This window comes from Pseudomonas sp. IT-P171 (assembly GCF_949767765.1).
Taxonomy (GTDB): Bacteria; Pseudomonadota; Gammaproteobacteria; order Pseudomonadales; family Pseudomonadaceae; genus Aquipseudomonas; species Aquipseudomonas fluorescens_B.
In genome coordinates, this window is record NZ_CATKQN010000044.1 from 230911 (window position 1) to 253650 (window position 22740).

The window sequence follows — 22740 nt, forward strand, 5'->3', positions numbered from 1 at the left end:
GCAAATGGCATCAGGCGGACCTCTTCGCGGCTTGAGCCGCCCATTCATAATTGAAGCGATAGCGAACCGGGGATCCGGTCGGCCGGAAAATATCAACGGTGATCCACATCCAGCCCCTGGCTCCAAACTCCGTCGTGACCTCAACTCGCGTTGCAATCAAGTCATCCACCATCCAGGCCAGGGCTTCCAAGCAATACTGCTTGGCGCGACTGAGGACCTGAGGTAATTGCTTTTCGCGGGCCAACAACCAAAGCAGAGAGCCGGTCTGGTCAGACGGGGTGGCGTTGCTGATGTCCCCCCAATAGCCGCGCAAATCATCCTGCGGTAGCTCGGCTGGGATCTGCTCGGGGCTGGCCCGGCGATCGGTGAAGAGGCTGATAATCACGCCTGTTTCCAGGCCATCGTCACGAGCCAGGTCGAAGCCCGACAAAACCAGCTCGCCGCCGTTTTCGGTCATTACCATTGCGGCATCGGCCATCAGACAGGCCCTCCAGAATTTCCACTACCGGCGGTGACGCCGCTGTGTTGGTGGGCACTGCCAATGTTTTTGCTGTTGTTCGTGATGGTTCCGGTGGTGCTGATGTTGCCGATCACCTCAAGATCGCCGATCAGCTTGATCGTCGGAGCAACCACCTCAAGGTGCTGTACCGCAGTGATCTTCACCATCTCCCGCAACAACTCGATCTTGTTGCCCAGGTCGTCATAGATCGCGACTTCGCCAGCCAGCAGGGGGATGCGGTACCGGCGATCATCAATAACCAGCACAATCCCTTGCTCACGGACCCCGCCGCTGAACGCGACGGCGCAATCGCCACCCAGCGGATGGCTGGTGAAGCCGTAGTTCTGCATGTGCTCCAGCCCGTCACGCAGCTCGTCCTTGAGCAATTCGACTTGCACCTGTTGCCGTGGGCCAGTGTCGCTGACCGCGCGCAATACACCTCGACCGAACATCATCCGCACCCGGTTGCCTAGCTCTCGGATAGCCTCACTCATTTAATTCGATCCTCTTCCGGGATAGCCTCACGCCAAATGTTCCGCGAGCCCTTTTTATCGCTCTTCGTGGATTTCTTTCCGTCCGGAGGTTCTGGATCAAAGGCTTGCGGGCTGACTATTTCCAGCTTGGCGGTAGTGCCTCCCTCGCCTCGCTCATAAGTCACTTGGCGAATCAGCATCCACCCATCCATCCGAAGCCAGACCGACCGCACATACACCAGCAGGCCCGGCTCCCAAAGTGCACCGCCCGGGCTTTGTCGCCATCCCTGAACAGAAATGCTCGCAGCAGCGCCCTTGCCAATTCGACTGTTTGCTTCCCAAGTAGCCCGATCCTTGAGGCTCGATGACGTGCCGCCCGTCTCGGCGACCAACAACATCGGCCGATAACGCTTGATTCCACTGTCAGTGACCGCGCCTTCTATATGCGCCTCAGTTTCACCGGTGCTGTCCGGGCTGTAGCTGGCCTGGCCCTTCACCAGGTAGCTGCTGAAGCGTTGGCTGTGATCGATGGTGCCACTTGCGCTAAGGATGTTTTCGCCCTGGACCAGCGAGGCAGTTGCACGTCGAACGCCAGCGCGGGTTATCAACAGACCGCCGGCGCCATCCGGCATCAACAACGCTTTTCGCTGCCGGGCATATCGCTCGATCGCTTTGAACGCTGTCTCTCCCTGCTGCAGCTTGCACACCGGGAATGGTTCGCCGACGTCAATATCGGCGATGACCTTCACACCGAAAGGCGCAGCAAGGATCTGCGCCAATCTGAGCAGGTCGATGTTCTTCCACTCGTCCGGCGCGTGCGCAGCGCTGCAATCGACGAGGTCGGCAACCTTGTCCCGGCCTTGGATATTTATGGTGTGGTCATTGGCGCTATATGACGGCTTGAAGATATCGACGTAGCCAACGACCATTCGGAAGCTGGCCAGCCGAACCTCGCACGAGTCACCAGGGATGATTGGCCACGGTTCAACCTGCGAGGCAGAGCTCTCACTGCCCTCCCATCTTTCGGTGAGAGTGGCGGTGAAAGCAGTGGTCGCAGCATCGATTGCCCGGGTCACGCCAAGAGACGTCCAGCCCGAGTAGTTCATTCCATTGACCAGCAGTTCGAGGTCATCCATCCGCCAGCACCTCTAGTTGATTGCCGCCCACCAAAAACCCAGGGTGACGCGGACCATTACGGGTCGCGATTTCATCGGCTCTGCCGGCATCTCCATAAATCTGGTAGGCCACCAACAGAGATGGCAGTGTTTCCCTAGGGACGAACTGGACGATGCGAGCAAGGTCCTGCTCAGGATTTGGTACCGCCTGGACAACACTCGTGCGCAAGTCCGACAGCGTCACGTACACCTCGTCATTCGGGGTTGCCTCGCTTTCGGCGTCGATCCTGTCGAGCAGGTCTGTGCGGACTTTGATTGCCTCCTGATAGCTGTCGTAGACGGTCGGAGCAGTTGAGGTTTGGGTTAGCCCGCTCGCAGTAGTGACAGTCGTCTGGGTAACAACTGCGGCCTTTGCGGCTTCGGCTACGGCGGCTTGGCGCACCAGAGCATTCATGGCGACGTAATTTGTCGCTTCCTGTTTTCGACTCGGGGTCGCGGTGCTGCCCGAATAATTGGACGGTGAACGGTCGAACAGACCGGTCAGCATGCTGAACGCATTACTCCCGAAAGCCGAGCGGATCGACCCGAACAGGCTTGTAATCCTGCTGACCATTTGCAGCGGTTGCTGCACCAGGCTGAGCGCGTCTGAGGCAAGCCCTTTGGCCTGCTGATAAAAATCTGATGCCGCCTGTAAATCACCGGCAAAGCTCAAGCCCGGAGCGGCCATGAATTCACCGAGTTCGGCCAACCCACTTACAGCGGACTCCGCGACATAGGCGGGAAATCCGGTAGTGAGAAAGTCCGAAACAAAGCTTTTCTCAGCGGCAGCCGTGACAGCATTGCCCTTTGCATCGATCGCATTGACGGTATCGACTTTGGCTGACGGGTAAGAAGCCTCCCCTGACTCCAGGAAGGTCAGTTTCACCGGACAAAAGCCGCCTTCGTTGGAGCTCTCGCTTACCCCCAGCCCTCGGCAGGTGACCGTCATCTCACCGCGGTACGGGTGAATCAGAACGCCAGGGCCTGCGGTCTCGCAAGCCTTGATCAATTCGTCACGCTGGGTTTGATATTCAGCGCCAATCAGATAACCGGAAACCGAGAATTCCCGAGCCTTCCGGCCAAGGTCCTCGGTATACGGTACATCACGTTGAGCATGCTCATGAACTGCTTGGCGGCGGCCATGGGTGCTGTCTGCAGACTCAACAAAAAAAGGAACGCCGCGAAAGCTCGCGGCGTGGTAGTTATCTCGCCAGGTCATGTCCTCGCTCCGGCAAAGCCCGGGCTGCTGCCGGGCTGGTGAAGTTCAAATGCATACCCGCACAAACAGCGAGAAGCCATTTATGATGGGGCGAATTCACAGAAGGGATTGCGTTATGAAAAAGCTTGGAGCTGTTGTTGTTTTGCTGTTGGCAGGCGTCGCTCACGCAGAGGAGCGCCTTCAGACCGTTCAAGTTGCCGGGCTTTCTGTGCCAGGTACACCTGCCATCGGCAAAGAGCTTGGGTTCACACAATGCGAGGACAAGTACAGCTATTACGAGTGCAAGCGAAACAAGCCCACAGTGATTTACGGCGCGAAGGCCGACAGCGCTTCAGTGTTTTTCAATGGCAAAGACAACTTTTCCAGTAAAACCGATTCCCGCACCGAGCCAAAAATATCGACGGTGCCTCCTGAGAAATTGTCTTACAGCTCCATTCGCCTGGACTTCCATCTCACCGAGCGTGAAGTGTTGGAGCAGGCACTACTTGCTGACGGCTGGCTGAAAAGCGGGGCTGGCAATTCCCGCAGCTACTATAAGGAAGGGGTTGCCGCTACGTTCAGCTTTCACCGCTCACTGGCAGTTCTCGAGCCTCTTGGGTTGACTGAGGTTAAAACGCAGATCAACACGCTGAAGGCAAAGGCTGCCGAAACAGCCAAGGCAGAGGCCAGCTCGAGCTCGTTTATCGAGTCCATGAAAAAGTAACTCAAACCGGCGAGGCCATTGAATAGCCAAGGTCTGTATCGAATTGCGCACCTTGGCTTCCCTCGGTTTTCACCTGCACACCCCTTGGCATATTGGTGAAGTCGACCTTCACGCGAACTTCTTGGGGTTGAGGTGGTGTAGCAACGATTTTTGCTGACTCATTGCCAACCCGTGCTGCCCGACGCCCGATATCGGCCAAGTCCTTTTCAGACCCCGGTGCGGCGGCACCAGACTCCGGTGCCTGGACCTGTGCTGATGGTTGCTCTGTGCCGGTTGAAGCATCACCAGTGGCAGCGCCACCCGAAACCTCGATACCGAGCATCTTCGCCGCCCAGTCCGGAATGGCGCTTTTCATAGCGCTCATTGCGTCCCTGATCTTCTCTCCGAGAATCGCGCTAAGGTCCCAGCCGGTCATGTACTTCACCAAACCGTTGAGCGCCTCCATGATCAGGGTGGCCGGGTTGTACTCCTCCCACACCTTAACGATGCCGTTGATGATCCCGTCGCTAAACGCCGCTTTAACGCCCGCCCACTTCTCTTCGAAGAACGCGACGATGTTGTCCCAGCTTTTGTAGATCACCGTCGCAGCAAAACCGATGGCGAACACCGCCGCCAAGAACCAGCCAACCGGCGTCGCGGCAATGGCGAATCCCAGTCCTTTGAAAGCCACGGCGAGGTTGAGGATGCTCATCACGAGCCCACCGCCGATGTACGCGCCGAGCGCCGCGAAGATAACGTTGGCACCGCCGAAGGTGTCAGACAGCCAGCCGACCGCGTTAATTACCGGCTGAATCCCCTCGTAAAGGTCACCGAGGAAAGCGGTGATTTTCTGGATGTTCCCTGGCAGGTTTTTGGCAAAGCTGGTGGCGAACGCTTCGATCTGAGGCCGGTATTTGACGATCGTTTCAGTCAGCCACGTGGACATCTTGCTAAGCTCAGGAACGAGCGCGGTGCCGATGATGTTGCCGACGCCGCCGACAGCTGCCTTGAGTGTGTCCAGGATGTCGCCGAAAGCCTCACCATCCCGAACAGCATCGTCGGACAGAACGATCCCGAGACGCCGAGCCTCGTCGGCCATGTCCTTGATACCGGCACCGCCACTCCTGATCAGTGGCAAAAGCTCAGTCGCACTTTTACCGAAGATCTTCACCGCGGCCTGAGCCTGCAGCGCAGGATTTTTGATCTTGGAAATACGGTCAACAAACATGTCGAACTGCTGGTCGGTGCTTTTTAAGCTGCCATCGGTGTTCTTCAGCTTGATGCCAAGACCGGTAAACATGTCCTGGAGCTCTTTCGAACCCTTGGTCGCGGCACCGACGTTGATGTTCATCTTCTGCAGTGCGCCGGCTAACGCTTCCGTAGAGGATCCGGTGAGCTTGGCGGCGAAGCCAAGTTCCTGGAATCGTTCGCGGCTGATACCGGTGCGTTCGGCGGTGTCACCGATCAAGCCCGTGGCATCTGCATAGCCATTCACGAATAGGCCAACTGCCGCAGAGGTGATGCCCAGCGTTGCCCCTAGCCCAAGTAGCCTGTCCCGGCTTTGCCCAACGGCGGTACCAACACCGCCGATTGCGCTCCCCACGTTCTTCAGGCTGTTGGTGAATACTGGAAGCCCGGCGCGGTCCAGTGACTTGCTGATCCCCGCACTGATCGCCTGCACCTTCCCCAACATCCCACGCAGCGGAGCGGTCAGCCGGTCAACAGCACCGATGATTACGCTTAATCCGTAGCCTTTGTCTGCCACCCCGTCCACTCCTCTGCCCGCTCAAGCCACCAGTTCAACTCGTCGAAGTCCATCTCCATGACCTCCGAGGGCTGCACGCCCATTACCTTGACGACAGCAGTCACGCCGGACTGCCACCCCCGAGGTGCTTCAGCAAAAAATCACGCGCTTCCTGCAGGAGTACGGACTGATCTTCCTCATCCATCTCGTCGATAAAGGCCGGAGTGCGCCCTGCCATCTTCGCGCTGAGGTCAATCAGAGTGGAGAAGTCGAGGTCGACGGTGCCACTGCCTTTCCCGTCTGAAGTAACCCGCAACGAATAGCCGCGCAGGTATTTCAATTTACGGGTCACGGTCAACTCACTGACGGTATCGCTACCGAACTGCACCGGCTCCTTGAGCGGTACAACCGTTTCCTTTGCCTTCGCCATTACTTGACCTCCTCGGCCGACATGCCTTCGAAACGAACCGGAATGTTGCCCTCGCCCGTGTTGCCCGTACCCTCGTTGGCGTACCAGGCTTCACGCAGAACGATTACCTTACCGTTCGCCAATTCGAGGGTGATCGTGGCATCGGAGATGTCGAGCAGTGCTTCCAAGCTCATCTCGGCGCGATCGGTGATCTCGCCTTCAACAAACGGGATCTGTGGAGTTTCCTTGTAGCCGTGGACGCGATCACTACCGACCACACCCTCCTTTTTCGGCCTGCCGATGTTGTAGGTGAAGTCGCCTTTGGCGAAGTACATATCGCCGTCGATCTTCAAGCTGATGATGCCGCCTACGCGCTTGTTGCCTGCCATGTGATGGTTCTCCCGAAGGCCGCCTTAGAGGCGGAATTGAATCTTGTTGGCGACGATTCGCAGTTGGTTGACCAGGTCCGGCGGCAGCAGCATGTCGAGCCGGTTCGGATCGCTGACGTTGCGCTCGGCGATGAGGTTGGCTTTGAAGTCGTCGATGTTCTCGACCAGCCCCAGATCCTCCCATTCGCGAAACTTGGAGATGGCTTCTGCCTTCATCACGTTCGGCGTGACCACTGCCTGACCGATGCCGTAGCGAGTACCGTTGTCGGCCAGCTTGTGCCGTGGGTACTTGCGCAGGATGTAGTCGCGCCAGTCGTGGCGGATAAACATCAGGGTGAACAGCGTTTCACTGTCCAGGTAGCTGATATCAGGCCCGCCAGCGGCGTTGGTTTTGTAGGTTGTGATCAGGCGTTCAACGAGCATGGTGCCGTCGGTGCCGACCTTGCTGGTGGCGATGCCGTCGAACAGCAGCAGGTTGCGCTCTTCGTTGGTGAAACGATCGGCCGCCGCCGGTGGCAAGCACCAGGCATAAGCCAGATTCTGGATCGGGCGCGCTGGGTCGATGGCCGCGTAATACGCAGCTATCGCCATGGTCTCGGCGGCCTTTTCATAAGCCGGCATCGGCTCATCGTTGGCCATGATGATCGAGAGGTGCTGGCTGTTATGGCTGTCACCGATCGCGCCGAGACTGCCTTGAGTGCCGCGGGCGGCAGCGAAGGCGTGCGCCTCAATCTCACGGTTCCAGGCGAAGCGACTGTTCAGCTCAGTTTTGATGCTGGCCAGACTTGCCGCGTCGGTGTACGGCACAGCCCAGGTATGCAGCCACTCATCACCGAGGGCAGCCAGAGCAGTGTCCAAAGCAGGGTTACCAGCGCCGCTGGTAAACGCAGTGACGGTGACACCAACACCAGTGGGCAGAGCCTGGCCGGCGTAGTAATTCACCCGGGCATTCAGGCTATTGCCCGCTTCGCCCTTGTGACGACTGGTTAGGGTGACAGTGCCGGTGACGGCCGCAGCGGTGACCGGCATGTCGGATGCGGCTGTGATTGCAGCTGCCGCAGCGGCACCAATCGCCGTGGGAGTGTCGCCGCTGATGACGCCAACCGAAACACGACGGCCGGCGATCATCAGTTCAACAGTGCCGGAAGCGGTGGCCGGGCCGGTGAAGACTACCGTACCGGTCGCGGCGACACCGGCGGCATTGTCGATCATCGGCATCACCTGAAGTTCGGTGTAGGTGTCGATGGCCAAGGCGGCTCGAACCATACCGGCAAGCATCGAGCCCGCGCCGAACAACGAGTCGGCTTGAGGAGCACTGGTCACGCGAACCATGGTGTTGGCCACGGCTGAGCCGGCGGTCAACTTTTGGCCGATCAACAAGCGGCGATAGGTGACCGACTGCGGGCCACGTACGGCCTGGCTGTTGTCGATCTCGCTGTAAACGCCCGGCTTGCGCAGCGATCCTGGCCCAGGGATGGTGTCGTATCCGATGCTCATTGTTTCTCACCTTTTTGGGTCGGGGCCTGATCAACAGGCTGTTCTGGCTCAAACGTGACGTCACCGGCCGCTTCCTTGCGGATCCAGTAACTGTTCTTTTCCAGCGGTTTGCCTTCTGCAGGCAGCGCCTCATAGGTGCCAGGGATCCGCACCAGGCGCCCCTCGACGGGTTTAACCAGCACTCGGGTGGTCATGGATTCAGGTCCTCGATGATCGTTTTGGCACGATCCGGCGGGTTGGGTTGGGCGTTGTCCAAGCTGTACTCGGTGCCCAGCGTGTTGAAACCGGGAAGTGTTTCGTTGAAAAGGTCGTCGGGGTGACGGTCCAGATACGACGCCTCGAAGATGAGGCGGCAGGCGCCGGTCAGTTGCTCCGATTGATCGAGTAACACCATGCGAGAACGCAGGTATTCCAGATCGTTGACGGTGTTGCCGAGGGTGTCGTCCATCAGCAGCAGGCGCTCAACCTGCCGGGCCAGCGTGTCGAGGGTGTCGTCCAGTGCACTGTTGCCTTCGGCGTGGATCTCCACCACCAGCTCGACCTTTCGCAAGTACTCGCGCGGCGCCTGGTTAAAGATCTCGCCGGACTCGTCCATCGTGTAAACGATGATTGCGGGTAGGTCGTTCTGCCAATCGTTCGATATCAGCGGAGCCACGCGGCTGGCATAGACGCTGGCCCCCGCATTGGTCGCGCCGAGCAGGACCGCAACAGCCTGCTTGCGTATCAGTTCTCGTGGATGAGCCATGTTCAAGCCTTTCGAAGGATGATCGTGACCCCGGCCACACCGTCAGGCTGAACATCGCTGATGGTGTAAAGCTCACCGCGGGCCTGGACCTTGTCACGGCTCGTCGGCTTGTTCGGCAGATCGATCAGGCGGACGCCGAGAATCGGGTTGTTGGTCGATACGGGGGCCCCCGTCTCCGGATCAACAGAGACGTGAGCTGTATCAAACACGGCTTGGGCCAGAGCCACGCCGGGCGCGACTCCGTCCGTCAACCAGTACACGGCGCCATCAGGATCGATGGTCGCCGAAGGCTCACTGAATGTTCGGATCGAAACGCCAAGCATGCGCTGGGCCATTGAGGCCCAGCTCATTTAGACTGGCGCCGGAGCAGACACGCCGTTGAGACGGCAGGCACCGGTCGCGCTCGGATTGGCCTCTACGTCGGTCGCCATGCCAGCCAGCACCAGGCCGGTAGCAGACACGTTGGTCAAGGCGCGGGTGGTGGTATTCATGAAAATGAGGTCACCAACTGCCCATGCCTGCGCACTGGTTTTCGTCAGGTCAAAGACACCGGTGGTCTTGAGAACGACCGCAGCACCGGCGACTTCAGTAGTCGCGGCAACGCCAATAATGGCGCCAACCTTGTAAAGCTCGCCGGAAACGGTACCGCCTGCGGGGGCCGCTACGGTCAAGCAGTCACCAGCTTGGATATAGGTTTTCATGCGAAATCACCTTGAAGTTCAAATAGGGCAAAAACAAAAAGGACGCCCAGTGGCGTCCTTTTAGGTCTGTGTGCTTGCAGGGGCTCAAGCACCAGGGTTTTTGTACGCACCGCGGTAGTCGATCCAGGCGGCGCCGAAGACCAGACGTGCCTTGATTTCCATACCGTCGACTTCAAAACCTTCACGGGTCTCGGTGAAGACGCCCGGCTCACCTTCGAGGTAAGCATATTCAAAGGTGTCAATCAGCCCTGCCTCGGTGAACAGATACCATTGGTTGCCAGTGATTCGGCCATCGACGATGACGACCAGCGACGTGTTGCGGCCGTCGTTGATGTCGGAGTTCTTGGCTGGAACGTATTGGGAACTGGTGAACTGGAAGGCTTCCAGCTCCTTGTCAGGACCGACCACCAGGTAGCGCGGCTCAACGTTGAGGAACGCGCCGGCCTTGGATTTTTGCTTGCGCATTGCGGCGCGTGCAGCCCCCAGGGTAGTGGTGTTGATTGCGCCACCACTGGCTGCCAGGTTGCCGTGACCCGCGACAAAGATTGCAGTCCCGTCAGTGAAGTTCGGGTTGCTTAGAATCAGATTCCAAACCAGATTGGATTCCGTCTCGGCAGCGGCCAAGCCGTAGGCCCGAGGGATGCGCGTCAGTGCGCCCAGGTCGTCGTTGATGACGGCTTCCCAAGTAATGGCGATGATCTTGCCGAACTTGGTGACGCGGATCGGAGCCCCATCTTCTTCGAGTTTTCCGTACTTGTATTCGCCATGCTCCTTGACCTCCTCAAGTGCGGAGATATCGCCCAGCGCGGCACGGGTGGTGGCGCGGAAGTCTGGAACCGTCGTCATCTGACCCAGAGGGCGCCAGGTCTGCGGCGCTTGGGCGTAAGCATCGCGGAGGGTGCGGGTGACGCCACCGCCGAGCAGGATTGGGAAGTCGCTGGTGGTTTGCATGCCGGCGGCGCGCATTGCGGTACGGTCACAGCCGAGGGCAGCTCGCGCCACTTCTTGTGGGAGCATGCCGCGCGCATTGCCACCAACAGTTTCCACACACTCACGCGCCAGATCGAGCAAGCGCATGCCGCGGAACTCCCGGGCGCCTTCGATCAATGCGATGGTCGGGTTGCAACGGTTGAGCAGAGCATTCTGCATAGCATTGCGCTTCGCAGTAATCACCGCCTCATCCAGACCGCCCACCACTGTCGCTTGGCTGTTGCGCGTTTCGGGTTGATCCTTACCCTGTTTCTCGGCGGCCTTGTCGATCAAAGCAATACTGGCATCAGCGATCGAGACGCCACGGGCCACCAGATCTTCTGCGACATCCTCGCCCAGACCAACCTTCTTCGTCATTTGGCGAATGGTCAGGCTGCGCTTACGCTCGGCATCAGCGGATTCGCGACGGATCAAATCCTCGGCCGCGCGCTTTTCTTCTTCAGTCATCGGGTTTTCCTCGGTGGTGTTGGCCACGGCGGCCGGTTGATCGGGAAGCGTTGCCGCTTCGCGAACTTCGAAAATGGTTTTGAATCGGTCGCCTGTGTACTCGGCGGGTGTTTTTGCGCTACGCACCTTCGCCCCGTCGTCGAAACCGATCGGAACCAGGGAGATCTCCAGCGGCTCCCAGTCAATCGCTCGATATGTCGGGAGCTTGTCGTCTTCCTCTTCGGTGAGCTGGTATTGGTGAACCGCGTAGCCGACGCTGACGTTGCGCAGAATCCCGTCGATCACGTCTTTGAAAACGATGTCCGCGTCCTCGCGCTTGCTGAACCGAACCAGAGCATGGCCTTCCCCATCTGCCAACCATGCGCGTTCGACCACCGCCAACACCGCACGGAGTTCGTACTGGTTGTGCACACCGAGCAGCGGCGCACCGTTGTTCAGACGATCAAGGCGAACAGCCTTGTCGCTGACTTCTAGTTCCTCCATGTAGCTGCCGATATCCCAAGACCAGCGGCGCCCTTTTGCCCCCGTCGTCCAAGTCAGTTCTACCGTGCGGTTTTCGATATCAACCGATTCCGGCCTTACCGCTGCTCGCAGGCTGAACGCCGGAGTCTCATGCGTCTTTCTCGTCGTCACCTGATTCGGAGTTGGCATCGTCTGTTTTCTCTTCTGTGATTGGCGGCTGACTTGGTGAGCCGGCGGCCGCGACTCGGCGCGGGTCGCAATCCAGGACCAGGCCGTATTCGTCGATCATGTCGTTGGCTTTCTTGATTTGCTCCGCATGTCGCTTCGGGTCTGTGATGCCCAGTTCGCGCAAAGCATCCGGCCATGTAGTCAGACCGTTACGCACGCGGGTGATGACGTTTTCGGTTTCCGACTTCGGATCGACCATGTCGCGACGAGGCGGAACCCAGTAAGCCTTGACGTCATCCATTACCCCGCCAGGCAAAAGCACCTGTGCCTCCATGAACCAACGCCAGACCTGATCACAGAGCTGAGGGATCAGCATTCGCCACTGCCAAACATCGACACGGCGGGCGAAGTTCAGCCAACCCATTCGGCCGCTAGAGAAGTTCACGCCCTTGAGGTCACCGGTCAGCAGTTCGTAAGGGACGCCCAAGCCGACGGCGATGGCATGCAGCGCTTGCCAGGAATAAGGCGTGTAGCCGTTGAAGGTTGGTGGAGTGCCGAAACTGACCGACTCGCCGAGCGACAACTCCTGAAGCATTCCTGGCTCCATGCGATCAATGAGAGGCGGTCGTTTATTGGAGCCTGCAGGGCTATTTTCAGGGTCCTTGGTAATGAACCCAGCGAAGCAGGCGGCGATCTTCGCCTGCTCCATGACGGCATCTTCCATCTCGTCGAACTTGCTCATGCGCTGAATCACAGGAGCCAGCCAGGTGTAACCCCGCGCCTGACCTGGCCGCTTCCGGAAGAACACATGAATCACGTCTTCGGCTGGCACGCGCGACGACTGCAGCGAGCCCCATGCCGCGTTCGAGCCAGGATGTCTATCGAATAACCAGTAGGCGACCCTTCGACCAAGAGCATCGAACTCGACACCCTGAATGACTTCATTCAGACCAAGGACCATCGCCTTGCTTTCATCGAGAAAGTCAGCTTCCAAAACTTGCAGCTGGACTGGAACAGGCAGACCGTCTGAGCTGAAACGGCGCCGGCGCCGAATGAGGCACTCACCGCTTTCGGTGATTGCCTCCATGATCATGTGTTGCAGACCGTAAAAGTTTTCCAACCCGTCCGCATCGCAAGCGGTCGTCTCAGCCCAAGCCTTCCAAAGATCCACCAGCTTCAGGCCATCACGATCGCGTCTCGCCAATGGCAATGGAACGATGCCGGCACCAACCGTGTTATCTGCTATGCCAGTGATTGCTCGCTCAGCGAATGGGTTGTTCCGACGTTGTTCGCGAGCGCGATTCCGAAGCTTCGCAAGAGCTGGGGCGTTCTCGGCGTTTGCATCAGCGCCAGTGGCGCGCCATCTATCATTTCTTCGGCCGCCTGCCGCGCCCTCGAACCGGCGCTTCAGCATGTCCATTGTCATCTCGGTGCGCAGCTTTTTCAGGCGTGCGTCCGATCGTTTCGCGGCATACCCAGGGAACAGGCTGTCGAGCATGCTCATGGGTAATATCCTTTCGAGAATGAGGTGTAGCGGCGACCGCCGTCGTTGTTTGCATTCAGGCCGAGTTCTCCGGCCATCAGTTTTAGAATCCGGATCATCTCGTCGAGCGACCGGTAGGTGACGCTTTTGTCGGCATAGCGGACGGACAGCGCGCCTTCGGCGATGGCCGCCTGCAAGGCCTGGTACTGCTCGATTGTGAAAGCCATAAGTCTCACTACCAGAATGTGGATTTCTTCCGCGGTCGTTCTTCCGCGTCCGGTTCGTTGCCGCCAGTTACCGCAGCAACCAGCAGATCCAGATCAAGCCCGAACCGTTGTTGGCAGATGCGCAGCGCGGCGAGCGCGTACACGAAGCAATCGAGCGCCTCGTTTCGGCGGCCGCCGCTATCCCAGCGCATCACGCGCTTGCCTTTGGAAATGGCTGCTTTTTTCTTTTCGGAGGTGAGCTGCTTCACCTCCGACTCGTCGCAGATCGCGTCGTTGGCCGGAAGGTGAACCACCCCCGGCTGAGAAACGCCCGCCTGGGAGGCAGCCGTGTCGACGGGGAGTCCCATCCGGCTGTAGAGCAGTTCTTTGGCGTTGTCAGTACCGACTTCGGTGAGGAAGACTTTGTGAACCTTGTTCTTTGTGCGCGGGAAGTTCGCGATCGGCTTGCCGTAAATGGTCGCGCCACGGATCGGCACAACCCACTGGACGCCGTGCTTGCGGCTCTCGGCGTAAACCTCATCCGCATAGTGACCGCCGGCGTCCCACGTCCAGCGCTCAACCTTCATGACGGTGCCGTCCACGCGGGTGAATTGCCGGTGCAACTCAAGTCCTACCTTACGGCGGAGCTCTTCACTGGCAGGGTCGCCCATCAGAATGAAGCGATGAACCAACCACGCTTCCTCGCCCGGACCGAACGCCCAGACCCGCCCCTCGAAACGATCGTCTTGAGTATCGATGCCACCAACAAGGACCAGACCGAGAGCCGGTACCTGCGGATAAACTTCGCGGCGACCATACAGAACTTCGGAGTCGAGCTTCTCGCCCTGGTCGTCGTCCCATGTTTCGCCGCGCGTGGTGTTGATAAAGGTGATCAGCTTCGAAACGTCGCCCTTCACCTTTAGCCATTCTTCGGCCAGGCTGAGCCACGTGCTCCAGGTGCTGTAGATCGCCCAGATGCTGAAGCTGACGGAACGAGGGGTGCGGATGATTTCACCATCAACACCAAACCAGTCCATCCCGTCGCGGGTCCAGATGCCGGTGTGCTCACAGATCCACCGGCCGGTCTTGGACGCCTCGACCATCTCGTTGTGCCAGATGATGCAGGCGGCGTGCTCGCACACGTACCAGGCTTTCTCGGCCTCACCGAGCGCATTCTTCTCCCACTTCAGGCCGAACTCGCAATCCTTGCCGCCCCACTTGAGCGTTTGCTCCTGTCGGCAGTGCGGGCAGTCGATATGAAACTTGAGCAGGTAAGGCGACTCTTCGACGGCCTTGGTGATCTGGCAGGAGCCGACACGCTTCGGCGTAGATCCTCGGATCGACTTCGGATAAATCGCGCCATTCAGCCGCTTGTCACCGAGCGTAATCGGCGAGCCCTCGCCTTCAACGCTTTCGTCAAAGTTCGAGAGCTCGTCGTAGATCACCTCGTCGGCGGATTTCTCACGGTAGTTTCGCGAGGCCTTACCGCCCCGGATCCAGAGCGTCCGGCGGTTGGCAAATATCTTTTGATCGAGGGTGTTGTCGCTGTGCTTGCGGCCGAACCATGGGGCGAGATCGCCCAACACCGGCACGTCACGGATCATACCGTTGACGTGGCTTTTGCTTATGTCCTCGGCGTCCGGATCAGTCGGACTCCACATCATCACGTTGCGACGCTTGTGCTGGAGCTTGTAACCGATGTTCGCCATCAACAGCTTGGTGTAACCGATCCGCGCCGACTTGATGAAGTTGACGACGTTGATCAGGTCATTGCCCATGCTGTTCAGGATCGCAACCTGGAACGGCTCGGTTGTCCATTTGCCCTCGTTGTAAGAGGACTCGGCGGACATGTAGAAATTTGCATCTGCCCATTCGACGGCGGTTTGCGGTGGTTCTTTGTAGAGCGCCTGGAGTCCTAGCTTGATCGACTTGCGAAGATCATTCAGCCATGGACTCAACGTACTCATCTAATAATTCCGGAAGTTGCTCACCAAAGCTGGCAGCAATATTTCGAGCAAGCGCGATCTCCCGCTCCACCGACTCGATGATTCGAGGGTCAACCTCTGGGTGACGCCGAGTGACGGTCTTGCCGACGGTGTCCAGTTTCGAACCGATCTGTGCGGCGATTTTGGCAAGGGCATATGTGGCGAATGGGACCGGGACCAGCTGCTTGTCCAGCACCAGGTTCTTCTTCTCCTGGGCGATCCGTTGGGCGGCGGTGAGACCGCGACGCTCTTCGAGCAGCTTGTACTCGATCATCGGATCGACACCTTCGGTTCCCTCACCCGTCGGTTGTTGTTTCCGTTGCGAGTGTTCGACGCGGTTTTCGACCACGTTCTGCACGGTATAGAACGCCTCGCGACCGATGCGGGCGACAGGCGCAACTCCCCATTTGTCAAAGGCTTGCGGGGAAATCCCCAGGCTCGAAGCCATCTCGGATTTGTTCAACCACCCGCGCTGTTTGGTTGTTTCGTTTTTGGCCATGATTAAACAACAACCAACCTCTGAAAAAAGGTCATACATGTTTGATGGGCGGGGCCCGAATTACCCGCAAGGGGTCGGGGCCCCGGGAAGGACCCAAAGGGGGGGTACCCCCCTGCCCTGCCCGTCAGCCCCGGGCTGTGGACAGTGCCTGATCCATCGCGCTGGCGAATTCCTTCGCTCGGTTCGCCTTCACGATGTTGTCTGCGATCTTGTAAAACGGAACGATCACTCGGTAGCCAGGCTCGCCCTCACTGAAGATGAAGACCGGGCGAACAGCATCACCGAACGCAGTCTTCTTCCTCTCCCAGATTCCTTGGGTACCGTCGACATCACCTGCGAAATACTTCTGGGCGTTGCCCTTGCGCTTGCTGCGCTTGCTGCCCGTGGCGTTAGCCTGCACACCACTGACAGTCTCGGCCGCACCAAGGCCTGACAGGATCTTCATGATCGTGCCGCGCGGTACGTTGCCGAATTGATTGAGTGCTGATGCTGCTGGGATTGCGTACTGACCTGGCTTCATGATGCCTTTGCCGATCAGTGCTTTCTCGAAGCGCTTATGTGGCCGGCGACCACCCTTCACTGCCTGTTGCAGGTAGGTGTCCGCTGGCACGCCTGACGTCCATGCATCCTTAAAGAAGGTGCGCGCCTCTGGGTTGCCCTTCTTGGCAGCCTTCACATAGAGGCTGTTCATCGTGGTCGCGGTTGGCCTGTCGAGGCGAGCCCTCAACACTGAGAGCTCACCCTGCTTTACGAGCACGGCCAGGCGTGTGGCCATCAGAGCAAAAGCGAAAGGAATCTGTTTGCTACCAACCGTGCGCAGGGCCTTAGAAAGCTCTTCCACATTGGTATGGGCATCGATCTTTATCATCGTACCCTCCAATCTATTCTGGCTGAGCAGGCTCGTCTTTCGGTTCATGAAGCTTCGATTGCTGCACCACCCTGGCTACTGCCACTGCAATGCTGAGCCCCATGTTCACGACAGCAAAGACCAGAGGATCCACTGCACCCTGAAAAACCGACCACCCAGCCGCAGCGGCATTCAGGATTGCGGCGGCGATCGCCAATTGAACACTGGTCATGCGCCAGAACTTTCGCCATTCAGGGATTAAAGTCATTGGTTGTCTTCGCTGCAGGTAGTTGCTCGAGGCGTTCGGCGTAGCGCTTCCAGTGATCTCGGCTTTTAAGGGCTTCGCGCAGTGCAGAGCTTTGATCGACACATTGATCGCTGCCGTATCGGTAGACAGTTGTTCGGTAAACCTTGGGTGGCTCCTGGATCGTTTCTTTCTGCGCGCAACCAGTGAGCAGCATGAGGACGATCAGCAGGAGCTTCACTTTGGCCTACCTGTCTGGACGAGAGCCTTGAGGCTCTCGCCGACCTGGCCGATCTGGAACTCTTGCCGCTGGGTCGAGATGCGAAGGGAATCGATCAGCTTGTCTGTCGACTCCCTTGAGCGCTCCAAAGAGTCGACCCGCTGGCCTATGAGTGCCTGATTGGTTTGGTAATTGGCCAACTGCACCTGGAGCGATCCGAGCGACCCAACTACGTAGACAAACGCGCCAATGGCACCGGCCGACAGGATCGTTTGCAATATCGGGACAGCGACCTTGAATGTGGTGCTGTCTGCAATGCGCGAGACTTCAGTCATTGGCGGTACCGTGCGGATTCAAGTCAGCTCCAGCAGCACTCCCAGCTCGGAGCAATGGGTGTGGTGGAGCCGAAAACGAAAAAGCCCCGGCAAATGCCGAGGCTCTGTGAACTGTAGAAAGCAAAAAGCCCAACTCAGGGTCGGGCTTTGCTCGCGGAAAAACCGCAAAGTAACTGAAATCTATATATGGACCCCGGTCCTGTCAAGCAGCTTCTCGGCGAATATCTAACGCGCCATCAATCCATGCAATTCCGGCTTTCCAAAGCTGCCTGGTCTTCTCTTCACCGAAGCCCAATTTCTTGCCCACATCAACCAGGGCTTTGTCCCGTGCGGTGTAGTACTTCATCAACACATTCCCGCATTCCGGATAGCGCTTCAGCAGGCGGCCCATCAGCCCGTCAATCATCAGCGCGTCGTCATCAGTGATCATTGGGGTGTGCAAGGTGTTCTCGCGAGATGCGCAGCATGACACACCTGACCCCAACACCACCCAACGACCCCAATGCTCCAGGAGGTCTTCCGATGTGCGCTCGGTGTAACTCTTCGTTCTGGCCATTGATCAATCCCCTGTGAAGTTCGAAGCGCCGGCACCGCGGCGGTTGTTCTGTTCGTATTGTTCGTGTGCACCACCCTGCTCCTGCTTTGCCCTGGACAACTCGGCGGTCATGTTCAGCAGCTTCAGGCTAAGTTGCTGAACCAGGTCAGGCAGTGGCATCGCATCTCCGGTGGTAGCGCAGACCCAGCCAGAGGCGTTGCACTGGACGCAATCCAGTTGGTGGAACACACCGCTGACGACCGTGGTGCCACGGCAGATTCCGCACACCATTAGAGGCTTCGCTTCGCGGCGAAATGCAGGGCCGTGGCTCTTCTTCATTTCGCCTCCGGCTCTTTAAGCACGATCTGAACACTTGGCTCCCCTTCCTGAGGTTCCACCCAAACAACCATTTCGACCTCGTGATGCACACCGCCGAACCGCACGTAATCGCCAACACGAGGAGCCTGGTCACGACGACGGAAGGCGAAGGCCGAACCACGCAGAAAGTAAGTAATGCCGATTCCAGTCATTTTTAAACCTCGCCTATGGTTGATTCTTGAATGGACTCGCAGGCCTTATGTTCCGTGGCTTCCAGCGCATTACCAGAATCTCCGGTTCTAAAGCCGGTCAAGCCGTGAATGTGGTTGAAACCCTTCTGGTCTAGATGCGCATGCCACTGTTCCAAGGCATCACGCTTGCGGCTCATCACGTCCGATTGGATGTAAACCTTCACGTTGTGACCCATCGCGTGGTTGATCAACAGTTCACCGATCAGGTGGTCAATGCCGATGTCTGCCCAGCCGGTGCGGGCCACCTTGCGCAGGTCGTGACTGGTCCACTCGCCCTGCCCCAACCGGGTGAATACGGCACTGGCTTGGCCTTCACTCAGGGCCTTGCCATTTCGTGCTGGGAACAGGAACTGGCCGTCATATCCTCTGGCGTACTGACCTTCTCGATACCGGATCAGCAGCTCGCACGCTTGCTCTGTCAGTGGCAGGTGATGCTCGACACCGGTCTTGGTGTGCTCGGCCGGAATGAACCACTCACGCTCGGCCAGGCTGATGTGCGACCAGCGCGCCTGACGTGTTTCGCCGATACGTGTTCCATGGCAGAGCATCATCAAGGCCAACATGGCATCCAGCGGCGCCGCCTTGGTGACTTCGCTCAGTTGCTCGAGCAGACCTTGCAGCTGAACACCACGCAGGCGCGATGGCTTGATCCCGACCTTGGCCTTCGAGAAGTCGTTGAACTTTATGGCGGCCATAGGATTGGCCGAGATGTGACCCAGCTTGAACGCCTGACGGAATGCCAGGGCCAGCAGCTGGAATGCCGAACGCACGTAGTCGATGCCGATCTTCTCCTGCAACGGCCACATGAACTGGCTGTCGAGGGTTGCCTTGTCGATACCGGCGAGCGGGTGGTTGCCCAGGCACGGGATCAGGTGACACTTGATCAGCGAGGCGCCAGTCTTCTTGCGTTTGGTCGACAGATTGCGGTCGCGCGACATGCGTTCGGCATACCAGTCCAGCAGCTCACGAACTGTCACCCACTTCGACAGGTTCGAACCATCACCGGACTCCAGGCGCAGGCGAATCGCTGGCAGCGCCGCGACGACCTGTTTGGCGTTTAGGTCAGGAAAGGCCCCGATACGGTTCCACTCCCCTTTCTTCACCAGGTACCACGACGCCCGGGCGCGGTCCTTATTGAATCGCAGGTATAGCCCGCGATTCTCAATATCCCGCAGATCTCGGACATCGCCAGCGGCCTGACGCTTGATTTCGGCGTCGGAGATCTTCACGGCAGCGCTGCTCATGCAGCCACCACGGTTGGAGCCAGGCGCAGGTAGGCGCGGATCTGCTCCATCGCGTCGAAGTGGCCACGGCATACCACGGCGAGATACCCCTGATCGTTGAGCTTGCGGATGCGCTCGTCCTGGCTGGCCGAGATCGCGGCATCGTTCGGCGGCGTGGCCTTGAATTCGATGTACAGGCCGAAGTAGCCGCCGCGTGCCATGGTCAGCACCAGGTCGGGAATACCGGCCACCACGCCCTGCTGCTTCAGCTTCACCGCCACGGCCTTGTGACGGTGCCCGCCATTCGGAACGTGATAGATCAGGTCAGCCACCTCCGGCATGCGGATGCGAAGCTCAGCGATGAGCGCGGCCTGCTCAAGGCCTTCTCGGTCGATTGCCTTGGCGCGCACCGGCTTCTGCTTGAACAGCTTCATGGCGGCTGGCTTCATTTGCGCTCACCTCGCGCAATCCGGTACCGGCGCTCTAAGTGGCGAATGCCGCACCAAACGCCGCCGCCGACAATCAGCATAAAGATGAGCCATAGGTGGATCAGAATATCGTTCAGGTAGGCGCTCATACCTTCTCCCCGGTGATGACGTCGATAATTTCGAAAGTGTTCGGCCACATCAGGCGACCGAACTGCTGAGCAATGGCGCGATGCTCAAACAGGCCGACAGCACGATCTGGTTTGTCAGTGAGGTCCAACTTGTAGCCGCAGCAGTGCACGGCGTACCGGTATTCGACGGGATTGGTCGGAGCGAGACGTGAATCAGCCATGTGCGCGCCCCTCAAGAGCGGCTTTGCGCTTTCCGAAACGCTCCAATAGCTGCTGGCGGGCCTCCTGACCGCATGCCGGAATCGACTGACGCGCCATAGTTGCCAGGAACCGCGCATCGCCATATTCCTGTGCCAGCTGCGACTCAGGCTTCTGTGAGTCGTGACCGATACCGACGGCGATATCCTCCAGGGGCTGACCGTTCATAAGCATGCGGATGGTGATGTCGTAGGCCCTGTCGAAAACCTTGCTGGCTTTCTCCGAGATCAGGTCAGCAAGGTTATGCATCTCGCACTGGAGCGCTGCGTGACGCACAGCGAGGTGAGACCACTCCCGCGAGGTGATTCGTGCCGGATGCAGGTTCAGCAAAGCTTCGCGAAAAGCCTTATCGTGCGAAGGAATTCCGAGCATTTCCGGTGTCGGCTGGCACAGTTTGACGAACTTACCCACGCTCGGCATGAAGTCAGTTCCCAGAGCCCGGCAGCGCTCAATGCCAAAACGGATCTGCTCGATCTGATTAATACCCGCGACGATGAACGCCTTGGTCCAGCTACGCTTTGCAGCTCCCAGCGCGACGTCGTTTGGCCAGGCCTGTTTCCAAGCCGGAAAGATGGCCTGCAGCTCTTTGAACAGCGCGTTGACGACATCGACAGTTCCTGGCGGGAGGGTCTTCGGGATGGTCGGCAGTGTCGGTGGCTGGTATGAACCAATCGCGCTGCGGATATCGGTTTTTGCGCCTGCTGCGTCCAGCAATTTCGCAGCGCTTCTTGGTGCCTTCGGCTGGTTCATAGAGCACCGCCCATATCATCGCCCCAACCACGATCATCGAAGTCTGGGCCCGCTGCTGAGCGCTGGGGAAACTGCTTCACATTCGAAGCTGCTGCCCGGACCTTGTCGTTGTTGACCCACTTCACGAGCATGCCCACCCATTCAGCCTGGGTGTTGACCTGGCGTTGAGGCTCGTAGTGAGCAGTGAATGCGACGCGGACGACTTCGGTGAACAGATCGAGCGACAAGCCGCGGTGCAAGGCGTAGGTTTTCAGCAGCGTTTCATCCGGAACCCAGTCGAGGGTCATTTCGATGGGCATGCGAGGATCGACTGACTTCTGCGCAGAGAGAGGTTCTTTATTCTTCTCTACATCTTCTTTAGGTAACGCGCCGCTAACGTTCGAAGCGTTAGTTTTACCGTTACTCGCCTTGTGGTTTGCCACTCGTTTTGCCGTGAGAAGCCTGTTCTTAGCGGTCTTCCCGTTGTGTCGGTCGAAATGCGGGAGGCTGATAACGCCATCGGTTTCGATCATCCAGTCAACCAATTTCATGTACTCACAGAAATCGATAACGCCAACCAATCGGTCGAGTAACTTTTTGCTAACGCTCGGAGCGTTACCATTTTCTGTTTGCTGGTCGAACCAGCCCCAGACCCGCATCAGCTTGCCAACCACGGCATCCGGGTCGATACCGGCGAAGTCAGCGATCTGGCAGACCTCGGGCTTGTCCAGGGTGGTGAGTTCAAATTTGATCCAGTCGCCGGCCATTACGCGGCCTCCTGCAGTAGTTCAGCGAGACGTGTAAGGCCTTTCGGAGTGACCATTGGGTCGAATGCAGCGCGCTCGATGCCGGTTTCGGGATCAGGCTTCAAGGCGGTGACCTTGTGAGTCATGTGGCCGGAGGTGATGCGTGGCTGATAGGCAATCCATCGCTTGCATCCCTTTCGCCGATAGATCCAGCGATGCTGCTCAAGCCAAGCAAACAGTTGCGATGGGGGGATGCCAAGTTGCTTGGCCGAATCAGTGACACAAATCGCGCCACCCGCAGCGGCGAGCCGTTTGATTGCGGCGACCTTCGGCGCCTGATCGGATATGACGCGCTGAAGCTCACCATTCTTATCAGCAAGGTCGGCCGCAAGACGTAGGGCTTCAGGCAAGGTTTGGGGAATCGTGACAGCCTGTCGTGACACGTTTTCAAGTTCGCGCAAACGTGTCACGACACGGAAGCGAAGCGGTGCGCTGTAGCCGGCGAGCAAGGTGATGACCAGGTCCTGGCCAAGCACGTATTCAGTTTGCTGGCGGTTTACGCTGTCCAGATAGATGCGTCCAAAAGTGGACGCATCGAAACCAAGATCACCGAGCATGCGTTTGGTGTCGCGCATGACGTGCTGATGCTGTTTGCCGGTGAGATCTGCAATCTCCCGGCTCGACATGGTGACCGTATTGCTTGGAGCGACGATCGCGTTCATAATT

32 protein-coding genes are annotated in these 22740 nt (G+C 58.4%); 1 reads left to right on the plus strand and 31 read right to left on the minus strand.

Going from position 1 to position 22740, the window contains the following annotated elements; all coding sequences use genetic code 11:
• Positions 1-10: 10 nt before the first annotated feature.
• The 4 genes from ACM6I5_RS21040 to ACM6I5_RS21055 are packed head-to-tail and all read right to left on the minus strand — an operon-like array spanning position 11 to position 3345.
• Positions 11-478 carry a phage GP46 family protein gene (locus tag ACM6I5_RS21040; protein WP_414884610.1) on the minus strand — a complete coding sequence of 156 codons (468 nt, stop codon included), beginning with the start codon at positions 476-478 and terminating at the stop codon, positions 11-13.
• Entirely contained in the window at positions 478-993 is a 516-nt protein-coding gene (locus ACM6I5_RS21045; RefSeq protein WP_414884611.1) for a phage baseplate assembly protein V, read from the minus strand. The genes ACM6I5_RS21040 and ACM6I5_RS21045 overlap by 1 nt, the downstream gene beginning before the upstream one ends.
• Positions 990-2108 (minus strand): phage baseplate assembly protein, encoded by a 1119-nt coding sequence (locus tag ACM6I5_RS21050; RefSeq protein WP_414884612.1) that lies wholly within the window; start codon positions 2106-2108, stop codon positions 990-992. The genes ACM6I5_RS21045 and ACM6I5_RS21050 overlap by 4 nt, the downstream gene beginning before the upstream one ends.
• On the minus strand, positions 2101-3345 hold the full coding sequence (locus ACM6I5_RS21055) for a DNA circularization protein (RefSeq protein ID WP_414884613.1): 1245 nt from the start codon (positions 3343-3345) through the stop codon (positions 2101-2103). The genes ACM6I5_RS21050 and ACM6I5_RS21055 overlap by 8 nt, the downstream gene beginning before the upstream one ends.
• 115 nt (positions 3346-3460) lie before the next feature.
• Between ACM6I5_RS21055 and ACM6I5_RS21060 the strand changes: the two genes are divergently transcribed.
• On the plus strand, positions 3461-4048 hold the full coding sequence (locus ACM6I5_RS21060) for a hypothetical protein (RefSeq protein WP_414884614.1): 588 nt from the start codon (positions 3461-3463) through the stop codon (positions 4046-4048).
• Between the two features lies 1 nt (position 4049).
• Here ACM6I5_RS21060 and ACM6I5_RS21065 read toward each other — a convergent pair whose 3' ends face one another.
• The 27 genes from ACM6I5_RS21065 to ACM6I5_RS21195 all read right to left on the minus strand — a co-directional run bounded on the left by ACM6I5_RS21065 (position 4050) and on the right by ACM6I5_RS21195 (position 22700).
• A complete protein-coding gene (locus ACM6I5_RS21065; RefSeq protein WP_414884615.1) occupies positions 4050-5792 on the minus strand; it encodes a hypothetical protein in 1743 nt (580 codons plus the stop codon).
• A gap of 100 nt (positions 5793-5892) precedes the next feature.
• Positions 5893-6201, minus strand: a complete 309-nt coding sequence (locus tag ACM6I5_RS21070; RefSeq protein WP_414884616.1) for a phage tail assembly protein — start codon at positions 6199-6201, stop codon at positions 5893-5895.
• Entirely contained in the window at positions 6201-6569 is a 369-nt protein-coding gene (locus tag ACM6I5_RS21075) for a phage tail tube protein (RefSeq protein WP_414884617.1), read from the minus strand. Before ACM6I5_RS21075 ends, ACM6I5_RS21070 begins: the two co-directional genes overlap by 1 nt.
• A gap of 24 nt (positions 6570-6593) precedes the next feature.
• On the minus strand, positions 6594-8066 hold the full coding sequence (locus tag ACM6I5_RS21080) for a phage tail sheath subtilisin-like domain-containing protein (RefSeq protein ID WP_414884618.1): 1473 nt from the start codon (positions 8064-8066) through the stop codon (positions 6594-6596).
• On the minus strand, positions 8063-8260 hold the full coding sequence (locus ACM6I5_RS21085) for a DUF2635 domain-containing protein (RefSeq protein ID WP_414884619.1): 198 nt from the start codon (positions 8258-8260) through the stop codon (positions 8063-8065). The genes ACM6I5_RS21080 and ACM6I5_RS21085 overlap by 4 nt, the downstream gene beginning before the upstream one ends.
• Entirely contained in the window at positions 8257-8811 is a 555-nt protein-coding gene (locus ACM6I5_RS21090) for a hypothetical protein (RefSeq protein ID WP_414884620.1), read from the minus strand. The genes ACM6I5_RS21085 and ACM6I5_RS21090 overlap by 4 nt, the downstream gene beginning before the upstream one ends.
• Positions 8812-8813: 2 nt before the next feature.
• The gene (locus ACM6I5_RS21095) at positions 8814-9161 is read right to left on the minus strand and encodes a hypothetical protein (protein WP_414884621.1); all 348 of its coding nucleotides are present in this window, start codon (positions 9159-9161) and stop codon (positions 8814-8816) included.
• On the minus strand, positions 9162-9512 hold the full coding sequence (locus tag ACM6I5_RS21100; RefSeq protein WP_414884622.1) for a DUF2190 family protein: 351 nt from the start codon (positions 9510-9512) through the stop codon (positions 9162-9164).
• A gap of 84 nt (positions 9513-9596) precedes the next feature.
• The gene (locus tag ACM6I5_RS21105; RefSeq protein ID WP_414884623.1) at positions 9597-11600 is read right to left on the minus strand and encodes a prohead protease/major capsid protein fusion protein; all 2004 of its coding nucleotides are present in this window, start codon (positions 11598-11600) and stop codon (positions 9597-9599) included.
• On the minus strand, positions 11560-13083 hold the full coding sequence (locus ACM6I5_RS21110) for a phage portal protein (protein WP_414884624.1): 1524 nt from the start codon (positions 13081-13083) through the stop codon (positions 11560-11562). The genes ACM6I5_RS21105 and ACM6I5_RS21110 overlap by 41 nt, the downstream gene beginning before the upstream one ends.
• Positions 13080-13289, minus strand: coding sequence for a phage head-tail joining protein (locus ACM6I5_RS21115; protein ID WP_123365828.1), 210 nt, complete (start codon positions 13287-13289; stop codon positions 13080-13082). Before ACM6I5_RS21115 ends, ACM6I5_RS21110 begins: the two co-directional genes overlap by 4 nt.
• Positions 13290-13297: 8 nt before the next feature.
• Positions 13298-15235: a phage terminase large subunit family protein gene (locus ACM6I5_RS21120; protein ID WP_414884625.1), complete on the minus strand. Its 1938-nt coding sequence runs from the start codon at positions 15233-15235 to the stop codon at positions 13298-13300.
• On the minus strand, positions 15207-15752 hold the full coding sequence (locus tag ACM6I5_RS21125) for a terminase small subunit (RefSeq protein ID WP_414884626.1): 546 nt from the start codon (positions 15750-15752) through the stop codon (positions 15207-15209). Before ACM6I5_RS21125 ends, ACM6I5_RS21120 begins: the two co-directional genes overlap by 29 nt.
• Before the next feature lie 124 nt (positions 15753-15876).
• The gene (locus ACM6I5_RS21130; RefSeq protein ID WP_414884627.1) at positions 15877-16620 is read right to left on the minus strand and encodes a hypothetical protein; all 744 of its coding nucleotides are present in this window, start codon (positions 16618-16620) and stop codon (positions 15877-15879) included.
• A gap of 13 nt (positions 16621-16633) precedes the next feature.
• Positions 16634-16831 (minus strand): hypothetical protein, encoded by a 198-nt coding sequence (locus ACM6I5_RS21135; protein WP_414884628.1) that lies wholly within the window; start codon positions 16829-16831, stop codon positions 16634-16636.
• Positions 16832-16850: 19 nt separating this feature from the next.
• Positions 16851-17084 (minus strand): hypothetical protein, encoded by a 234-nt coding sequence (locus ACM6I5_RS21140; protein ID WP_414884629.1) that lies wholly within the window; start codon positions 17082-17084, stop codon positions 16851-16853.
• A complete protein-coding gene (locus ACM6I5_RS21145; RefSeq protein ID WP_414884630.1) occupies positions 17081-17398 on the minus strand; it encodes a hypothetical protein in 318 nt (105 codons plus the stop codon). Before ACM6I5_RS21145 ends, ACM6I5_RS21140 begins: the two co-directional genes overlap by 4 nt.
• A gap of 202 nt (positions 17399-17600) precedes the next feature.
• Positions 17601-17954 (minus strand): antiterminator Q family protein, encoded by a 354-nt coding sequence (locus ACM6I5_RS21150; RefSeq protein WP_414884631.1) that lies wholly within the window; start codon positions 17952-17954, stop codon positions 17601-17603.
• A 3-nt stretch (positions 17955-17957) separates the two neighbouring features.
• Positions 17958-18272, minus strand: a complete 315-nt coding sequence (locus ACM6I5_RS21155) for a hypothetical protein (RefSeq protein ID WP_414884632.1) — start codon at positions 18270-18272, stop codon at positions 17958-17960.
• Positions 18269-18463: a hypothetical protein gene (locus tag ACM6I5_RS21160; protein ID WP_414884633.1), complete on the minus strand. Its 195-nt coding sequence runs from the start codon at positions 18461-18463 to the stop codon at positions 18269-18271. Before ACM6I5_RS21160 ends, ACM6I5_RS21155 begins: the two co-directional genes overlap by 4 nt.
• A gap of 2 nt (positions 18464-18465) precedes the next feature.
• Positions 18466-19746 carry a tyrosine-type recombinase/integrase gene (locus ACM6I5_RS21165; protein ID WP_414884634.1) on the minus strand — a complete coding sequence of 427 codons (1281 nt, stop codon included), beginning with the start codon at positions 19744-19746 and terminating at the stop codon, positions 18466-18468.
• Complete coding sequence (locus tag ACM6I5_RS21170; protein ID WP_414884635.1) at positions 19743-20174, minus strand: VRR-NUC domain-containing protein; 432 nt, start codon at positions 20172-20174, stop codon at positions 19743-19745. The genes ACM6I5_RS21165 and ACM6I5_RS21170 overlap by 4 nt, the downstream gene beginning before the upstream one ends.
• Positions 20171-20302, minus strand: a complete 132-nt coding sequence (locus ACM6I5_RS21175; protein ID WP_414884636.1) for a hypothetical protein — start codon at positions 20300-20302, stop codon at positions 20171-20173. Before ACM6I5_RS21175 ends, ACM6I5_RS21170 begins: the two co-directional genes overlap by 4 nt.
• The gene (locus ACM6I5_RS21180) at positions 20299-20502 is read right to left on the minus strand and encodes a hypothetical protein (protein ID WP_414884637.1); all 204 of its coding nucleotides are present in this window, start codon (positions 20500-20502) and stop codon (positions 20299-20301) included. The genes ACM6I5_RS21175 and ACM6I5_RS21180 overlap by 4 nt, the downstream gene beginning before the upstream one ends.
• A complete protein-coding gene (locus tag ACM6I5_RS21185) occupies positions 20495-21289 on the minus strand; it encodes a replication protein P (RefSeq protein WP_414884638.1) in 795 nt (264 codons plus the stop codon). The genes ACM6I5_RS21180 and ACM6I5_RS21185 overlap by 8 nt, the downstream gene beginning before the upstream one ends.
• On the minus strand, positions 21286-22035 hold the full coding sequence (locus ACM6I5_RS21190; protein WP_414884640.1) for a DnaT-like ssDNA-binding domain-containing protein: 750 nt from the start codon (positions 22033-22035) through the stop codon (positions 21286-21288). Before ACM6I5_RS21190 ends, ACM6I5_RS21185 begins: the two co-directional genes overlap by 4 nt.
• Positions 22035-22700, minus strand: coding sequence for a phage regulatory protein/antirepressor Ant (locus tag ACM6I5_RS21195; RefSeq protein WP_414884721.1), 666 nt, complete (start codon positions 22698-22700; stop codon positions 22035-22037). The genes ACM6I5_RS21190 and ACM6I5_RS21195 overlap by 1 nt, the downstream gene beginning before the upstream one ends.
• Positions 22701-22740: the final 40 nt, after the last annotated feature.

Coding starts and splice junctions, on each gene's coding strand:
- ACM6I5_RS21045 (WP_414884611.1), bottom strand. CDS start 993: ATGAGTGAGGCTATCCGAGAGCTAGGCAACCGGGTGCGGATGATGTTC.
- ACM6I5_RS21040 (WP_414884610.1), bottom strand. CDS start 478: ATGGCCGATGCCGCAATGGTAATGACCGAAAACGGCGGCGAGCTGGTT.
- ACM6I5_RS21100 (WP_414884622.1), bottom strand. CDS start 9,512: ATGAAAACCTATATCCAAGCTGGTGACTGCTTGACCGTAGCGGCCCCC.
- ACM6I5_RS21165 (WP_414884634.1), bottom strand. CDS start 19,746: ATGAGCAGCGCTGCCGTGAAGATCTCCGACGCCGAAATCAAGCGTCAG.
- ACM6I5_RS21070 (WP_414884616.1), bottom strand. CDS start 6,201: ATGGCGAAGGCAAAGGAAACGGTTGTACCGCTCAAGGAGCCGGTGCAG.
- ACM6I5_RS21125 (WP_414884626.1), bottom strand. CDS start 15,752: ATGGCCAAAAACGAAACAACCAAACAGCGCGGGTGGTTGAACAAATCC.
- ACM6I5_RS21090 (WP_414884620.1), bottom strand. CDS start 8,811: ATGGCTCATCCACGAGAACTGATACGCAAGCAGGCTGTTGCGGTCCTG.
- ACM6I5_RS21115 (WP_123365828.1), bottom strand. CDS start 13,289: ATGGCTTTCACAATCGAGCAGTACCAGGCCTTGCAGGCGGCCATCGCC.
- ACM6I5_RS21055 (WP_414884613.1), bottom strand. CDS start 3,345: ATGACCTGGCGAGATAACTACCACGCCGCGAGCTTTCGCGGCGTTCCT.
- ACM6I5_RS21180 (WP_414884637.1), bottom strand. CDS start 20,502: ATGGCTGATTCACGTCTCGCTCCGACCAATCCCGTCGAATACCGGTAC.
- ACM6I5_RS21135 (WP_414884628.1), bottom strand. CDS start 16,831: ATGACCAGTGTTCAATTGGCGATCGCCGCCGCAATCCTGAATGCCGCT.
- ACM6I5_RS21195 (WP_414884721.1), bottom strand. CDS start 22,700: ATGTCGAGCCGGGAGATTGCAGATCTCACCGGCAAACAGCATCAGCAC.
- ACM6I5_RS21155 (WP_414884632.1), bottom strand. CDS start 18,272: ATGAAGAAGAGCCACGGCCCTGCATTTCGCCGCGAAGCGAAGCCTCTA.
- ACM6I5_RS21150 (WP_414884631.1), bottom strand. CDS start 17,954: ATGGCCAGAACGAAGAGTTACACCGAGCGCACATCGGAAGACCTCCTG.
- ACM6I5_RS21175 (WP_414884636.1), bottom strand. CDS start 20,302: ATGAGCGCCTACCTGAACGATATTCTGATCCACCTATGGCTCATCTTT.
- ACM6I5_RS21075 (WP_414884617.1), bottom strand. CDS start 6,569: ATGGCAGGCAACAAGCGCGTAGGCGGCATCATCAGCTTGAAGATCGAC.
- ACM6I5_RS21130 (WP_414884627.1), bottom strand. CDS start 16,620: ATGATAAAGATCGATGCCCATACCAATGTGGAAGAGCTTTCTAAGGCC.
- ACM6I5_RS21160 (WP_414884633.1), bottom strand. CDS start 18,463: ATGACTGGAATCGGCATTACTTACTTTCTGCGTGGTTCGGCCTTCGCC.
- ACM6I5_RS21170 (WP_414884635.1), bottom strand. CDS start 20,174: ATGAAGCCAGCCGCCATGAAGCTGTTCAAGCAGAAGCCGGTGCGCGCC.
- ACM6I5_RS21105 (WP_414884623.1), bottom strand. CDS start 11,600: ATGCCAACTCCGAATCAGGTGACGACGAGAAAGACGCATGAGACTCCG.
- ACM6I5_RS21060 (WP_414884614.1), top strand. CDS start 3,461: ATGAAAAAGCTTGGAGCTGTTGTTGTTTTGCTGTTGGCAGGCGTCGCT.
- ACM6I5_RS21185 (WP_414884638.1), bottom strand. CDS start 21,289: ATGAACCAGCCGAAGGCACCAAGAAGCGCTGCGAAATTGCTGGACGCA.
- ACM6I5_RS21190 (WP_414884640.1), bottom strand. CDS start 22,035: ATGGCCGGCGACTGGATCAAATTTGAACTCACCACCCTGGACAAGCCC.
- ACM6I5_RS21110 (WP_414884624.1), bottom strand. CDS start 13,083: ATGAGCATGCTCGACAGCCTGTTCCCTGGGTATGCCGCGAAACGATCG.
- ACM6I5_RS21120 (WP_414884625.1), bottom strand. CDS start 15,235: ATGAGTACGTTGAGTCCATGGCTGAATGATCTTCGCAAGTCGATCAAG.
- ACM6I5_RS21145 (WP_414884630.1), bottom strand. CDS start 17,398: ATGACTGAAGTCTCGCGCATTGCAGACAGCACCACATTCAAGGTCGCT.
- ACM6I5_RS21095 (WP_414884621.1), bottom strand. CDS start 9,161: ATGAGCTGGGCCTCAATGGCCCAGCGCATGCTTGGCGTTTCGATCCGA.
- ACM6I5_RS21080 (WP_414884618.1), bottom strand. CDS start 8,066: ATGAGCATCGGATACGACACCATCCCTGGGCCAGGATCGCTGCGCAAG.
- ACM6I5_RS21050 (WP_414884612.1), bottom strand. CDS start 2,108: ATGGATGACCTCGAACTGCTGGTCAATGGAATGAACTACTCGGGCTGG.
- ACM6I5_RS21085 (WP_414884619.1), bottom strand. CDS start 8,260: ATGACCACCCGAGTGCTGGTTAAACCCGTCGAGGGGCGCCTGGTGCGG.